General features: G+C 74.8%; 14 protein-coding genes and 1 pseudogene. 5 read left to right on the top strand and 10 right to left on the bottom strand.

Annotated elements, in window-relative coordinates:
- Nucleotides 1–48: 48 nt before the first annotated feature.
- The 3 genes from GA0070214_RS03870 (at nucleotide 49) to GA0070214_RS03860 (ending at nucleotide 2,859) form a co-directional block, all read left to right on the top strand.
- Nucleotides 49–1,098 carry an aldo/keto reductase gene (locus GA0070214_RS03870; RefSeq protein ID WP_091259029.1) on the top strand — a complete coding sequence of 350 codons (1,050 nt, stop codon included), beginning with the start codon at nucleotides 49–51 and terminating at the stop codon, nucleotides 1,096–1,098.
- A gap of 103 nt (nucleotides 1,099–1,201) precedes the next feature.
- Nucleotides 1,202–2,269, top strand: a complete 1,068-nt coding sequence (locus tag GA0070214_RS03865; RefSeq protein ID WP_208602627.1) for a hypothetical protein — start codon at nucleotides 1,202–1,204, stop codon at nucleotides 2,267–2,269.
- A 41-nt stretch (nucleotides 2,270–2,310) separates the two neighbouring features.
- Nucleotides 2,311–2,859, top strand: a complete 549-nt coding sequence (locus GA0070214_RS03860) for an RNA 2'-phosphotransferase (protein ID WP_091259025.1) — start codon at nucleotides 2,311–2,313, stop codon at nucleotides 2,857–2,859.
- A 64-nt stretch (nucleotides 2,860–2,923) separates the two neighbouring features.
- On the opposite strand, the gene GA0070214_RS03855 is transcribed toward GA0070214_RS03860, so the two are convergent.
- The 4 genes from GA0070214_RS03855 to GA0070214_RS03840 all read right to left on the bottom strand — a co-directional run bounded on the left by GA0070214_RS03855 (nucleotide 2,924) and on the right by GA0070214_RS03840 (nucleotide 6,792).
- A complete protein-coding gene (locus GA0070214_RS03855; RefSeq protein ID WP_244167534.1) occupies nucleotides 2,924–4,195 on the bottom strand; it encodes a sulfite oxidase in 1,272 nt (423 codons plus the stop codon).
- Nucleotides 4,196–4,274: 79 nt separating this feature from the next.
- Entirely contained in the window at nucleotides 4,275–5,000 is a 726-nt protein-coding gene (locus tag GA0070214_RS03850; RefSeq protein WP_091259021.1) for an ABC transporter ATP-binding protein, read from the bottom strand.
- Entirely contained in the window at nucleotides 4,973–5,809 is an 837-nt protein-coding gene (locus GA0070214_RS03845) for an ABC transporter permease (RefSeq protein WP_091259020.1), read from the bottom strand. Before GA0070214_RS03845 ends, GA0070214_RS03850 begins: the two co-directional genes overlap by 28 nt.
- The gene (locus tag GA0070214_RS03840; RefSeq protein ID WP_091259017.1) at nucleotides 5,806–6,792 is read right to left on the bottom strand and encodes a sulfonate ABC transporter substrate-binding protein; all 987 of its coding nucleotides are present in this window, start codon (nucleotides 6,790–6,792) and stop codon (nucleotides 5,806–5,808) included. The genes GA0070214_RS03845 and GA0070214_RS03840 overlap by 4 nt, the downstream gene beginning before the upstream one ends.
- Nucleotides 6,793–6,910: 118 nt before the next feature.
- On the opposite strand from GA0070214_RS03840, the gene GA0070214_RS03835 reads away from it, so the two are divergent.
- Nucleotides 6,911–8,083 carry an LLM class flavin-dependent oxidoreductase gene (locus GA0070214_RS03835; protein ID WP_091259015.1) on the top strand — a complete coding sequence of 391 codons (1,173 nt, stop codon included), beginning with the start codon at nucleotides 6,911–6,913 and terminating at the stop codon, nucleotides 8,081–8,083.
- A gap of 81 nt (nucleotides 8,084–8,164) precedes the next feature.
- Here the strand turns inward: GA0070214_RS03835 and GA0070214_RS03830 are convergent, their stop codons facing one another.
- Nucleotides 8,165–8,683, bottom strand: a complete 519-nt coding sequence (locus GA0070214_RS03830) for an NUDIX domain-containing protein (protein WP_091259013.1) — start codon at nucleotides 8,681–8,683, stop codon at nucleotides 8,165–8,167.
- Between the two features lie 134 nt (nucleotides 8,684–8,817).
- Nucleotides 8,818–9,390: pseudogene (locus GA0070214_RS03825) on the bottom strand (NADAR family protein); the annotation flags it as partial.
- 92 nt (nucleotides 9,391–9,482) lie between these two features.
- Between GA0070214_RS03825 and GA0070214_RS03820 the strand changes: the two are divergent.
- Nucleotides 9,483–9,830, top strand: coding sequence for an ADP-ribosylation/crystallin J1 (locus GA0070214_RS03820; protein WP_091259009.1), 348 nt, complete (start codon nucleotides 9,483–9,485; stop codon nucleotides 9,828–9,830).
- Between the two features lie 53 nt (nucleotides 9,831–9,883).
- On the opposite strand, the gene GA0070214_RS03815 is transcribed toward GA0070214_RS03820, so the two are convergent.
- From GA0070214_RS03815 to GA0070214_RS03800, 4 genes are all read right to left on the bottom strand, one after another.
- Nucleotides 9,884–10,525 carry an SRPBCC family protein gene (locus tag GA0070214_RS03815; RefSeq protein WP_091259007.1) on the bottom strand — a complete coding sequence of 214 codons (642 nt, stop codon included), beginning with the start codon at nucleotides 10,523–10,525 and terminating at the stop codon, nucleotides 9,884–9,886.
- Nucleotides 10,522–10,884, bottom strand: a complete 363-nt coding sequence (locus tag GA0070214_RS03810) for an ArsR/SmtB family transcription factor (RefSeq protein WP_091259005.1) — start codon at nucleotides 10,882–10,884, stop codon at nucleotides 10,522–10,524. The genes GA0070214_RS03815 and GA0070214_RS03810 overlap by 4 nt, the downstream gene beginning before the upstream one ends.
- Nucleotides 10,885–10,984: 100 nt before the next feature.
- Complete coding sequence (locus GA0070214_RS03805; RefSeq protein WP_091259003.1) at nucleotides 10,985–11,659, bottom strand: peptidoglycan recognition protein family protein; 675 nt, start codon at nucleotides 11,657–11,659, stop codon at nucleotides 10,985–10,987.
- Nucleotides 11,660–11,764: 105 nt separating this feature from the next.
- On the bottom strand, nucleotides 11,765–12,511 hold the full coding sequence (locus GA0070214_RS03800) for a lysozyme (protein WP_091259001.1): 747 nt from the start codon (nucleotides 12,509–12,511) through the stop codon (nucleotides 11,765–11,767).
- Nucleotides 12,512–12,558 lie beyond the last annotated feature (47 nt).

Raw genomic sequence — 12,558 nt, 5'->3', positions numbered from 1 at the left:
CCGCACCGGCCGCCGCCCGGTCAGCGCGGCGTCACCCAGGGAGCTTGCATGCGTTACCGCGTCCTCGGCGGCACCGGCATCCAGGTCAGCGTCCACTGTCTCGGCACCATGATGTTCGGCGCGGTCGGCAACCCCGACCACGACGACTGCGCCCGGATCGTCCACGCCGCCCTCGACCGGGGCGTCAACTTCGTGGACACCGCCGACATGTACTCGGCCGGCGAGTCGGAGGTGATCGTCGGCAAGGCGCTGCGGGGCCGGCGGGACGACGTGGTCCTGGCCACCAAGGTGCACTTCCCCATGGGGGAGGGGCCCAACCGGGGTGGTAACTCGCGGCGCTGGATCGTCCGCGCCGTCGAGGACAGCCTGCGCCGCCTCGGCACCGACTGGATCGACCTCTACCAGGTGCACCGGCCCGACCACACCACCGACGTCGAGGAGACCCTCGGGGCGCTCACCGATCTGGTCCGGGCCGGCAAGATCCGGGCGTTCGGCTGCTCGACCTTCCCGGCCGAGGAGATCGTCGAGGCGCAGCACGTCGCGGAACGGCGGGCGCTCGGCCGGTTCCGCACCGAGCAGCCGCCGTACTCGATCCTGGCCCGCGGGATCGAGCGCGCGGTCCTGCCGGTCTGCCAGCGGTACGGCATGGGTGTGCTGGTGTGGAGCCCGCTGGCCTCCGGCTTCCTCTCCGGGAAGTACCGGCAGGGCGCGGCCGTCGACCTCACCGCCGGCCGTCCGGCGCGCAACCCGGAACGGTTCGACCCGGCGCTGCCCGGCAACGCCGCCAAGTACGCCGCCGTCGAGGAACTGGCCGCGCTCGCCGAGGAGGCCGGCTGCTCGCTGTCCGAGCTGGCCGTCGCGTTCACCGTGGCGCACCCGGCGGTCACCTCGGCGATCCTCGGGCCGCGCACCATGACGCAGCTGGAGGGGCTGCTCAAGGGCGCGGCGCTGACGCTCGACGACGCGGTGCTCGACCGGATCGACGAGATCGTGCCGCCCGGCACGAACCTCTACCAGCCGGACGGCGTCTGGTCCCCGCGGGTGCTCACCGACCCGGCCCTTCGCCGCCGCCCGACGGCCGACCGCGCCGCCGCCTGACCACCGCGCGGCGCCGGGGGTGCGGTGGGCGCCTGACCGGCGGCTGGCCGCGGATCGGGTGACCGGTTGCCGCCGGACGGCGCCCTCGGGCAGGATGCGCGGAATGGTCCGCCCGTCCGCCCGCCGCGCCACCGCCGTCGCGGCCGTGCTCGTCCTGCTCGTGGCCGGCTGCTCCGACCCGGCCACCCCGCCGGCCGCCGCGCCGGCGCCCAGCGGCGGGGGCACCGCGACGCCGACCTCGCCGGCCGCCCCGTCGCCCGTTCCGGCCGCCCGGGCCGGGCTCGGCGGCCGGCCGAGCCCGAGCGCCCGGCCGTGCGGGATCTTCCCGGCGGACAACGTGTGGCACGCCGACATCTCCCGGCTGCCCGTGCACCCCCGCTCCGCGGCGATGATCGGCGCGATCGGCGGCGGCGCCACGGTGCACGCCGACTTCGGTTCCGGCCGGTGGGAGGGCGCGCCCATCGGCATTCCGGTCACCGTCGTCCCCGCCGGGCAGCGGCGGGTTCCGGTCACCTTCGGGTACGCCGACGAGAGCGACCCGGGGCCCTACCCGGTTCCGCCGGACGCGGCGGTCGAGGGCGGGCCGAACGGCACCGGCGACCGGCACGTGATCGTCTGGGACCGCGCGGCCTGCCGGGCGTACGAGCTGTTCGACGCGCACCGGTCCGGCGCCGGCTGGCGGGCCGGCTCGGGAGCCGTCTTCGACCTGCGGTCCAACAAGCTGCGCCGGGCGGGCTGGACCTCCGCGGACGCGGCCGGACTGTCCATCCTGGCCGGCTTGGTCCGCTACGACGAGGTGGCCGCCGGCCGCATCGACCACGCGCTCCGGGTCACGGTGCCGCGTACCCGCACGGGCTGGACCTGGCCGGCCACCCACTCCGCCTCGTCGGCCACCGACCCGGCGCTGCCGCAGCTCGGCCAGCGGCTCCGGCTCAAGCGCTCGGTGGACCTGTCCCGGCTGCCCCGGCAGGCCCGGATCGTCGCCGAGGCCATGCAGCGCCACGGGCTGATCGTGGCCGACCACGGCTCGGCCTGGTTCGTCTCCGGCGCGCCCGACCCGCGCTGGGACAACGACGCGCTGCACGCCCTCGGCGGCCTGCGCGGCAGCGACTTCGAGGTGGTGGACGCCGCGGGGCTCGGGGTGAGCGGCGGCTCGGGCGCCACCCGCTGATATCCCTCGCCGCCATCCGTCCGGTGGGTCAGACTGTCCGGGTGGATCATCGTGACCTGGTCCGGGTGAGCAAGCGGATGTCGCTGGCGCTGCGCCATCGCCCCGACCGGTTCCACCTGACGCTCGACCGGGCCGGCTGGGTGCCGGTCGCCGACGTGCTCACCGCGCTGCGGATCTCCCGCGCCGACCTGGAGGCCGTGGTCGCCGGCAACGACAAGCAGCGCTTCGCCGTCGAACGTGGACCCGACGGGATCGACCGGATCCGGGCCAGCCAGGGGCACTCCGTCCCGGTCGACCTCGGCCTGGCCCCGGCGACCCCGCCGGACCGGCTCTTCCACGGCACCAGCGAGGCCGTCCTGCCCGCGATCCGCGCCGAGGGGCTGCACCGGGGCCGCCGGCACCACGTGCATCTCTCCCCGGACGTCGAGACCGCCCACCGGGTCGGCACCCGGCGCGGCGGCGCAGTCGTCATCCTCACGGTCGACGCCGCCGCCATGTCCGCCAACGGCTACCCCTTCTACCGCAGCGCCAACGGCGTCTGGCTCACGGACACGGTCCCACCCGCCTACCTCACGGTCCCGGCCGGTTGATCATGAAGCTTGTCGCCTCCGGCACGCGGGTGTCGGTGGTCATCACCTCATGTTCAACGCGGCGTCAGTGCGCCGTGACCGGGTGGTGGACCACGGCGTCGAAGAGGTAGGCGAGAGTGTTGGCCGTGGCGCGATCGGGTTGGGCCGCCCCCGTCGTGTCGGTGGCGCGGGCGCGGAGGGTGAACCGGCCGGGGGCCGGGGGTCGCCAGCGCGCCGTCCAGCGCTGCCAGGCGCCGCCCCGGTCGGCCGCCACCAGGTCGGCCGGTCGCCAGCCGTCGCCGGTGTCCACCTCGACCCGCTCGATCGGGCCGTTGCCGGACCAGGACCGGCCGTGCAGCAGCACCTCGGCGCCGGCCGGCACGCGGGCGTCCCAGGCCAGCTCGAACGCGCTCTTCACCGGCTGCGTCTCCAGCACCGTGCCCTCGCCCGGGTGCCCGGGGCCGAACATGCGGTAGAACCGGGTGTTCCACGGGGAGAACAGGGGAGTGGCCGAGACCTCGACCGGGCCCACCCACTTGATCGAGGAGATGCCGATCCAGCCGGGGACCACCACGCGGACCGGGAAGCCGTGGTCGGCGGGGAGCGGCTCGCCGTTCATCTCGTACGCCAGGAGCACGTCGTCGAGGGCCTTGGCGATCGGCAGCGGGCGACGTACGCGGCCCAGGTTGATCCCGCCGGTCACGTAGTCCGGGTCCAGCCCCTCGGGCATCACGTCGACCGCGTCGTCCCGCAGCCCGGCGAGGCGCAGCACGGTGCCCAGCCGGACGCCCCGCCAGCGTGCCACGCCGACCCCGCCCAGCCCCCAGGCCACCCCCGGCGCCGGCTCGCCCTGCTGCTCGGCGAAGAACCGCCGGCCGTTGCCGGCGCACTCCAGCAGCGCGTCGCTCTCCTCGGCGGGCAGCCCGCGCAGCTCGTCGAGGCTGAACTCGACCGGGGTGTCCCGGGTCGGTGCGTCCCGCAGCCCGGTGCCGAACAGGCGCAGCCGCCAGGTGTCGGCGTCCAGCCGGGGCGTCACGGTGTGGTTGCGGACGAAGAAGCGGTCGTTCGGCACCACGTACCCCTGCCCGGCCAGCGCCGCCCAGTGCATCTCGGCATTGGTGTCCAGCGGGCGCAGCAGCTCGGGCGGCAGCGGCTTGGCGATCGGCGTACCCGGGTCGACGCCGACCGGCGCCGACGCCAGGGCGACCGGCTCGCGCTCGGCGGCGGCGGCGGTCAGGGCGGCCATGGCCGCCCCCAGCTCCAGCAACTGGTCGCGGTCGACGCCCGCGCCGCGGGCCTCCCCGGCGAGCCACTGCCGGCTCCGGCGGGTGTCGTGGTCGGCTTCGGCGTGGGACACGGGTGACCTCCGGAGGCTGGGCGACGCTGCCATTCCTATTCAATCAGTGGGACTTGTCGTCGATCCCTCGCAGGTCGGGTCAGGCGGTGGGCACGCCGAGGCGGTCGAGCAGCCGCCGTCGCAGCGCGCCGAGGGCGGGATCGTCGGGGCGGGGCGCCGGGCCCAGGTCGACGGGGACCTCCTCGGCGATGACGCCGTCGTCGAGGAGCAGGACGCGGTCGGCGAGCAGCAGCGCCTCCTCCACGTCGTGGGTGACCAGCAGCGCGGCGAAGCCGTGCTCGGCGCGCAGCCGGCGCAGCAGGCCCTGCATGCGCAGCCGGGTCAGCGCGTCCAGCGCGCCGAACGGCTCGTCGAGCAGGAGCAGGTCGGGTTCGCGCACCAGGGCCCGGGCCACGGCGACCCGCTGCGCCTGCCCACCGGAGAGTTCGGCCGGCCAGGCCCGGCCCCGGTCGGCCAGGCCGACCTCGGCCAGCGCGCGGTCGACCCGGACGCCGACGCCGGGGCCGGCGAGCCCGAGGGCGACGTTGTCGGCCACCCGCTTCCAGGGCAGCAGCCGGTGTTCCTGGAACACCACCGCGGCGGTGCCGTGCAGGACGTGCTCGCCGGTCGCCTCGTCGTCCAGGCCGGCGAGGACGCGCAGCAGGGTGCTCTTGCCGGAGCCGCTGCCGCCGAGCAGCGCCACCGTCTCCCCGGCGGCGATGGCCAGGTCGACGCCGGCCAGCACCACGGTGGGTCCGAACGCGCGGGCCACCCCGTGGGCGGTGAGCACGGGCCGGGTCAGGTCGCCCGCAGTCCGCGTCGCCATGTGAGCGTCCTCCTTTCCGCGTACCGGAGGGCGAGGTCGGAGAGCAGGCCCAGCAGGGCGTAGATGAGCAGGCCGAGCACCACCACGTCGGTCTGGCTGAACTCGCGGGCCTCCATCATGAGGAAGCCGACCCCGGTCTGGGCGTTGACCTGCTCGCCGACGACCAGGCTGAGCCAGGCCGCGCCGATGGCCAGCCGCAGCCCGAGGAAGAGGGCGGGCAGTGCGCCGGGAAGGACCACGTGCCGCAGCCGGGCCGCCGGACCGAGCCCGCAGGTGCGCGCCGCCTCCACGAGCCGCTCGTCGATGTCCCGGATGCCGGCGTACGTGTTGAAGTAGATGGGGAAGAACGCGCCGAGCGCCACGAGGGTGATCTTCAGTGACTCGCCGATGCCCACCCAGACGATCAGCAGAGGGACGAGGCCCAGGTGGGGCAGCATGCGGGCCATCTGCACCGGCGGGTCGACCAGGTCGTCGCCGAGGCGCAGCAGCCCGGCGGCCGCACCGAGCACCAGGGCCAGGCCGCCGCCGATCAGCAGGCCGAGCGCCGCGCGGGTGAGCGAGTCGACCAGGTGCACGGCGAGGGTGCCGTCCCGGGCCAGCCGCCAGCCGGTGGCGAGGACCGCGCTGGGGGCGGGCAGCTTCTCCGGGGAGAGCAGGCCGGCCCGGGCGGCGGCCTCCCAGCCGACCACCAGCACGACCGGGCTGACCAGGCGCCGCCACCGCCGGGCCGCGCCGTCCCGCCGCCGGCGCGGCGCCGGCCCGACCGGTACGACCGGCGCCGGCGCCTCGGCGAGCGCCGGGCTGGTCATCCGAGCACCTCGTTGAACCGCCCGTCCACCCGGCCGGCGATGTCCACGGGCCCGGGCACCAGTTCCAGTTCGACGAAGCTGTCCGCGATGGCCTGGAGTTCGGCGCCGATCTCGGGGGTGACCGGGGCGAGCGGCCGGGCGCTGCGGGCCAGCGCGCGGGTGGTCACGTCGAGCGGGATCTTCAGCTCCGGCGCGAGGGTGGCGGCGCGCTCGTCCGGGTGGCCGATGCCCCAGTCGGTCACCTGCCGGTACGTGGTGAGGAAGGCGCGTACGTCGTCCGGCCGGTTCTTCACCGCCCCGGGCGCGGCCAGCACGTACTCCCGGTTGCTGGCCAGGCCGGTGGCGTCGGCGAGCACCCGCACGCCGGGTTGCTCGGCCAGGGCGAAGTACGGGTCCCAGATGATCCACGCGTCGACCTGCCCGTTGTCGAAGGCGGGGCGGCCCTCGGCGGGCTTCAGGTACTTGACGTTGACGTCCTTGAGGGTCATCTTGTTCGCCTCCAGCAGCTTCACCAGCAGCCAGTGCACGTTCGAGCCCTTGTTCAGCGCCACCGTCTTCCCCCGCAGGTCGGCGAAGCTGCGGTAGGGGCTGTCGGCCTTGACCAGCACCGCCTCGCCCTGCGGGATCGGGGCCGACGTGCCGATGACGGCGAAGGGGATCTTCCCGGCGGCGGCGAACACCGGCGGCGCCTCGCCGACCTGCCCGATGTCGATCGAGCCGGCCTTGAGCGCCTCGGTCAGCGCCGGGCCGCTCTCGAACAGCGACCAGGTCACGTTCGGCGCCGCGGCCCGGGCCTTCACCAGGCTGAGGCCGCCGAACCGCTGGTAGCCGATCCGCAGCTTGCCGCTGCCGCCGCCGTCGGCGTCGGCCGCGTCGCCGCCGCAGGCCGCGAGGGCCGTGGTGGCCAGCAGTGCCAGGGTCGTGAGCAGCGCGGTCACGGCGCGGCGTCGCCGGGGGCGGGCGGTTCTCGACGGGGTACGCATGGCAGCTCCTCGGGCAGGGGGATGCGCCGGCCATCGGCGGACGTGAGCAACCTACCAACCCGATAGGATTTGTGGGTAGGGTGTGGACCCGGCCGTCCCACCCCTCAGGAGGTTTCCCATGCCGCTCACCTTCCACTGGTTCCTCCCGACGTACGGCGACAGCCGGGACATCGTCGGCGGCGGGCACGGCGTGCCGGTCGGCACCGCCGGCGGCGCACGGCCGGCCAGCGTCGCCTACCTCGGGCAGATCGCCCGCAGCGCCGAGCAGCTCGGCTTCGCCGGCGCGCTCACCCCGACCGGCGCCTGGTGCGAGGACGCCTGGCTGAGCACCGCCATGCTGACCGAGGTGACCGAGCGGCTGAAGTTCCTCGTCGCGTTCCGCCCCGGGCTGCTCTCACCCACCCTCGCCGCCCAGATGGCGTCGACGTTCCAGCGGCTCTCCGGCGGCCGGCTGCTGCTCAACGTGGTCACCGGCGGCGAGTCCACCGAGCAGCGGGCGTACGGCGACTTCCTCGACAAGGACGCCCGCTACGCGCGCACCGACGAGTTCCTGCACGTGGTCCGCTCGCTGTGGCGCGGCGAGACGGTGGACCACGCGGGGGAGCACCTGCGGGTCGAGGGCGCCCGGCTGAGCCGGCTGCCCGACCCGGTGCCGCCGGTCTACTTCGGCGGGTCGTCCGCCGCCGCCGGCCCGGTGGCCGTCCGGCACAGCGACGTCTACCTGACCTGGGGGGAGCCGCCGGCACAGGTGGCCGGCAAGCTCGACTGGATCCGGGGTCTGGCCGCCGAGGCCGGCCGGGAGCTGCGGTTCGGCATCCGGCTGCACGTCATCACCCGGGACACCGCCGACGAGGCCTGGGCGCAGGCGCGCCGCCTGCTCGACGGCATCGCCGAGGCCGACATCCGGGCCGTCCAGGAGGGGCTGCGGCGCAGCGAGTCCGAGGGGCAGCGGCGGATGCTGGACCTGCACGGCGGCTCCCGCGACGGCCTGGAGGTCGCGCCGAACCTGTGGGCCGGGGTGGGCCTCGTGCGGGGCGGCGCCGGCACGGCGCTGGTCGGCAGCCACACCGAGGTCGCCGACCGGATCGCCGAGTACCACGCGCTCGGCATCGACGAGTTCATCCTCTCCGGCCACCCGCACCTGGAGGAGGCGTACTGGTTCGGTGAGGGGGTGCTGCCGATCCTGCGCGGGCGCGGGCTGTGGCGGCACCCGGCCGGCGAGCCCGCCACTGTCGTGCCGGCGAGCGTGCCGTTCACGCCGCAACCGGTCCCCGCCGCGGCCCGCGGCTGAGCCGCGTCCGCCGGACCAGCCGCCGGGCGGCCCGTGGTCAGCCGGCTTGCCGGCCTCGACCGGCCGGCGTGCTGCCCTCGGTCAGCCGGCGTGCTGGCCGCCGAGGAAGTCGGCCAGCACCCGGGTGTGCGTGGAGAACGCCAGCTCGACCGGCTCGGTGAGGACCAGCCACTCGGTGGCCTCCTCGGTCGGCGCCGACGGGGGCAGGTCACCGACCGGCCGCTCCGGCAGCACGCCGAAGACCATCATGGTGCCGCCGGCCGGTGCCCCGTGCACCGCGAACAGCCGCGCCTCGTCTGCCTCGGCCAGCAGCCCGGTCTCCTCGCGCAGCTCGCGGACGAGCGCCTCGGACCACTCCTCGCCGTACTCGATGAAGCCACCCGGGAGGGCGAGCCGGCCGCGGGCCGGCTCGATGTCCCGGCGGACCACCACCACGCCGAGGCCGTCCGGGGTGCGGACCGGCAGCACGGCCACCGCGACGGGCAGCGGGTTACGCCACACCGTTTCCCCGCAGGCCAGGCAGACGCGCGGCCACCCGGCCTCCGCCGGGTAGGCCGCGCCGCAGAACGAGCAGTGCGTGTACGGAGCGACGGCGGTCACGCCGCTGCACGTTACCCGCCCGGCCGCTCCGGCGCGCCGTTCACCCGTCCGTGCGGGGTGTCTCCGGGTGGCCGTTCCGCGACGGAGCCGTGCACCCGCGTGACCTGGGCCAGCGCGTCGGATGCGTCCGCGTGGAGCGCGGCGCGGGCGTCCATGAGGGCGAAGCCGAGCAGGTTGTCGCCCCGCCACCGGGCCGGGTCGGCGGCGCGCGGGTCGTCCGCGGCCAGCCCGATGCCCCAGACCCGGTCCAGCGGGCTCGCCTCGACCAGCACCCGCTCGCCGGTGCCCAGCAGGAACCGGGCCAGCTCCTCGTGCCGGCCGAACTTGGCCACGCTGCCGGCCACCACGATGTCGTAGCGGCGGGCCGCCCAGGTGGCCTCGTCGAAGCCGCGGACCTGCCGGCCCAGCGCCTTGGCCCGCTGCGGGTGCGCGGCGTCGAGGACCCGCTCGGCGATCTCGTCGTCGCCGAACAGGGCGGCCTTGTGCCACATCATCCAGTGCTCGGCCGTCGGGTACGTCCGGCCGTCGACCGTGAACGGCGCGGGCCACCACTGGCTCAGGCAGCCGGCGCCGACGCTGCCGTCGCGCTGCGGGCGGTGCCCCCAGAAATGCAGGAACTTCACCCGCGCTCCGGAGTGGACGGCGGCGGTCAGCTCGGCGACGGTTCGGATCGGCACGGCGGCCAGTCTGCCTGAGCGCACCGACACTCCGCCGCCGCATTTCCTCCGGGCCGGAAACCCCTCGCGGCGCGGCGTCGCCACCGATAACCTGCCCGGACCCGACGCGGAAGGGGGAGACGGTGGAGACCAGCACGCTGTGGCGGCCGACCGGCCCGGAGGAGCTGGCCCTGGTCGAGGCGTCCGGCTGGCGCGCGTGGCCACCCCGCCTCCCCGACCAGCCGATCTTCTACCCGGTGCTCACCGAGGAGTACGCCGTCCTCATCGCCCGGGACTGGAACGTCCCGGCCTCGGGCGTCGGCTACGTGACCCGGTTCGCGGTGCGGCGCGACTTCGCCGAGCGCTACCCGGTCCGCCAGGTCGGCGGGCGGGAGATCCGCGAACTCTGGATCCCCGCCGAGGACGTGCCGCTGCTCAACGCGAACCTCGTCGGGCGCATCGAGGTCGTGCACGAGTTCCACCCCGCCTGATCCCGCGCTCGTGCCCGTGCCGGCTCGGTCGGCACGGGCACGAGCGGTGGGGATCAGGTGGCCGGCGTGCCCGTGTAGAAGGCGGTCGTCCGGTCACCGGCGGCGCGGGCCTCGTCGGCCGGAGTGCCGGCGGCGATGCTCGCCTCGGTCCACCGGGCGCTGGCCTCGGTCATGAAGCGGCGGCCCTCGTCCGAGCCCATCCAGGCGACGGCCTCCTCCGGGGTGATCCCGGAGCCGTCGGCCGCGAGGTGGGAGGCCAGCCCGAGCAGCGCGCCGTCCCAGCCGACGCCGACCGCGCCGGGCCCGTACTCGGCCCACCGCTCGTCGTCGACGTGCGCCACGTGCTCCAGCTCGAACCGGGTACGCCCGGCGCCGGCCTCGGTGAGCCGCACCTCGATCCAGCTCACCTCGCCGCCGAACTCCCACGTCGCGGCGAAGCTGTGCGGCGGGTCGCAGCGCTCGACCGTGCCCCCGGCGTTGCCCTCCAGCTGGTAGCGCCCGCCGACCTTCAGCTCGCCGGAGATCGGCAGGAACCAGCGGGGGATCCGCTCGGCGCTGGTGCAGGCGTCCCAGACGTCCTCCACCGGCGCGTCGTACGTCTGGCTGACGGTCAGCACCCGCGCCTCGCCGGCCGGGAGCGTACGGCTGCCCAGCCGGCGCTCCACGGCGCTGATCTGCCCGGTCACGTCAATCATGAGGTAGTCCTCTCGTCGGGTTCGCCCTCGCGCAGCCGTCGTTGCCGCCGGCCCCGCGCCAGTTCGGTGGCGAGCGCCGCCAGCGGCGGCGTCCAGAACCGGCGGAAGCCCGCCAGCCACTCGTCCATCTCGCGCAGCGGGCGCGGGTCCACCGCGTAGAGGCGGCGGGCGCCCTGGGCGCGCACGGTCGCGAAGCCGTGCTCCCGCAGCACCTTGAGGTGCTGGGACACGGCGGGCTGGCTGATGCCGAACTCCCGCTGGACGGTCGCGCCGAGCGTGCCGGCCGGCTGCTCACCCTCGGCGAGCAGCTCCAGGATCCGGCGACGCACCGGGTCCCCGAGGACGTCGAAGGCGTGCACGACCCGTTTATATCAGACGCACCTTATATAAGCGAGCACTGAAACGACGGGATCCTGGACAGCTTCCGCCCGAGACGGACGGAAGCTGTCCGGGATCCGGTCAGGCGCCGAGGCGGGCGGCCACCGTGCTGCGCAGCTCCGGGAGCCGGTCGTGCAGCAGGCCGGGGCACTGGGTGTTGTTGAAGTCCTTGTGCCCGTAGATCTCGGTCGGCGGGATCCCGTACTGCTGGCAGGTGAAGGCGCAGAACCACACCAGGCTGTTCCAGAGCGCCTGCGGGGGCTGCACGTCGAGATAGATGCCGTCGTTCTCGATGCCGATGGCCTGGCTGTTCTGCCCGACGCAGTGCGCGCCCTGCACCATGGTCTGCCCGTGCAGCAGCCCGTAGAGGCTGCCGTGCCGGCCCTCGGTGAGGAAGCCGCCCCGGCTGTTGGTGAAGTGCTGCCCGGAGTCGAGCCAGCCGTTGGTGTCCATGTGCAGGTTCTGGATGTCGCGCGAGTTGCGGTAGGCCTGCGCGAGGCTGTAGTCGGTGGTGTTCGGGAACGCCGTGTGGTGAATGATGATCTTGTTGGGCCGGCTCTGCACCACACTCACCGGCGACGAGGGCGGGCGGGCGCCCCAGGTCGCGCAGTTCGCGATGGTCGGCTGGTCGACCCGGGTGGCGACGGCGCGGGCGTCCCGGCCGGCGCCGAACTGGGTGAGGGCGGTGGCGCCGGCGGCGGCGCCGAGCAGGACCGCGCCGCGCAGCACGGCCCGCCGGGGAACGGGGACGGACATCGGGGCCTCCTCGTCGGGGGACGGACGCCGCCGGTGGCGGACGGCCGAACCGGGTTCGCGGCGTGCGGAACGCCGGGCCGGACGGCCGGCCGCCACCGGAGCGGGTCAGCAGGGTCCGTTGCAGGCCAGCACCTTGAGCCGGTCCAGGGTGCCGTTCCAGACGTTCTGGTCACCCGGGAAGACGCCCGAGGACGACCACTGCCAGAAGGAGTACGTCCCCCAGCCGGCCGGCAGGGTGCCGACGCTGCTGGAGTAGCGCGCGATCCACAGCGGGTTGTTCGCGGCGAACTGCGAGGTGTTGCCCGTGCAGGTGGTCCACCAGTCGGTGGTGGTGTAAATGGTGGCCCACCGGCCGGTGCGCGCGTAGTACTGGTTCACGAACGAGGCGATCCAGCTGCGCATCGAGGCCTGGCTCAGCCCGTAGCAGGTGGCGCCGTACGGGTTGTACTCGATGTCGAGCGCGCCGGGCAGCGTCTTGCCGTCCTTGGACCAGCCGCCGCCGTGGTCGACGAAGTAGTTGGCCTGGGTGGCGCCGCTCGAGTTGCCGGGCAGGGCGAAGTGGTACGACCCGCGGATCATCCCGACGTTGTAGGAGCCGTTGTACTGCTGGGCGAAGTACGGGTTGGTGTAGGACGTGCCCTCGGTCGCCTTCACGTACGCGAACCGGGCGCCGTTGTTCCAGGCGGCGGACCAGTTCACGTTGCCCTGGTGGCTGGAGACGTCCATGCCGGGCAGGCCGGCCGGCGCGGCGCTGGCGGGAGTCGCGCCCACGACGGCCGAGGCGGCCAGGGTGACGGTGGCGAGCAGGGCCGTGGCGGCCGTACGCAGCGCCGATCGTAGGGGACGGTTCATCTTTCCTCCCTGGGGGTTGGGGGAGTTTGACGAAAGGAACTGTCAGT

This window comes from Micromonospora chaiyaphumensis (assembly GCF_900091435.1).
In the GTDB taxonomy this organism is placed as follows: domain Bacteria; phylum Actinomycetota; class Actinomycetes; order Mycobacteriales; family Micromonosporaceae; genus Micromonospora; species Micromonospora chaiyaphumensis.
The sequence above is the reverse complement of the archived record's forward strand: the minus strand, read 5'-3'. Positions and strand labels throughout refer to the sequence as shown.

What these genes read in the sequence shown, in the direction of transcription:
- GA0070214_RS03840 (WP_091259017.1), bottom strand. Translation starts at nt 6,792, where the DNA reads ATGCGTACCCCGTCGAGAACCGCCCGCCCCCGGCGACGCCGCGCCGTG.
- GA0070214_RS03835 (WP_091259015.1), top strand. Translation starts at nt 6,911, where the DNA reads ATGCCGCTCACCTTCCACTGGTTCCTCCCGACGTACGGCGACAGCCGG.
- GA0070214_RS03865 (WP_208602627.1), top strand. Translation starts at nt 1,202, where the DNA reads ATGGTCCGCCCGTCCGCCCGCCGCGCCACCGCCGTCGCGGCCGTGCTC.
- GA0070214_RS03815 (WP_091259007.1), bottom strand. Translation starts at nt 10,525, where the DNA reads ATGATTGACGTGACCGGGCAGATCAGCGCCGTGGAGCGCCGGCTGGGC.
- GA0070214_RS03870 (WP_091259029.1), top strand. Translation starts at nt 49, where the DNA reads ATGCGTTACCGCGTCCTCGGCGGCACCGGCATCCAGGTCAGCGTCCAC.
- GA0070214_RS03800 (WP_091259001.1), bottom strand. Translation starts at nt 12,511, where the DNA reads ATGAACCGTCCCCTACGATCGGCGCTGCGTACGGCCGCCACGGCCCTG.
- GA0070214_RS03850 (WP_091259021.1), bottom strand. Translation starts at nt 5,000, where the DNA reads ATGGCGACGCGGACTGCGGGCGACCTGACCCGGCCCGTGCTCACCGCC.
- GA0070214_RS03845 (WP_091259020.1), bottom strand. Translation starts at nt 5,809, where the DNA reads ATGACCAGCCCGGCGCTCGCCGAGGCGCCGGCGCCGGTCGTACCGGTC.
- GA0070214_RS03805 (WP_091259003.1), bottom strand. Translation starts at nt 11,659, where the DNA reads ATGTCCGTCCCCGTTCCCCGGCGGGCCGTGCTGCGCGGCGCGGTCCTG.